Source organism: Citrobacter sp. Cf088 (genome assembly GCF_030334295.1).
Lineage (GTDB): Bacteria > Pseudomonadota > Gammaproteobacteria > Enterobacterales > Enterobacteriaceae > Citrobacter > Citrobacter freundii.
Genome location: NZ_JAOWEE010000013.1, coordinates 1 through 315 on the forward strand (window position 1 = coordinate 1; position 315 = coordinate 315).

Sequence of the window (315 nt, forward strand, 5' to 3'; positions counted from 1 at the left end):
TAGGGGAACCTGCGGTTGGATCACCTCCTTACCTTAAAGAACCTGCCTTTGTAGTGCTCACACAGATTGTCTGATGAAAAGTAAATAGCAAGGCGTCTTGCGATTGAGACTTCAGTGTCCCCTTCGTCTAGAGGCCCAGGACACCGCCCTTTCACGGCGGTAACAGGGGTTCGAATCCCCTAGGGGACGCCACTTGCTGGTATGTGTGAGTGAAAGTCGCCGACCCCAATATCTCAAAACTTACCTTCGGGTGACGTTTGAGATATTTGCTCTTTAAAAATCTGGATCAAGCTGAAAATTGAAACGACACACTGT

The 315-nt window shown here is 48.6% G+C and carries 1 tRNA gene; it reads left to right on the forward strand.

What is annotated here, in order from left to right:
• Positions 1-116 precede the first annotated feature (116 nt).
• Positions 117-192: transfer RNA gene (locus OGV71_RS00080), tRNA-Glu, on the forward strand.
• Positions 193-315: the final 123 nt, after the last annotated feature.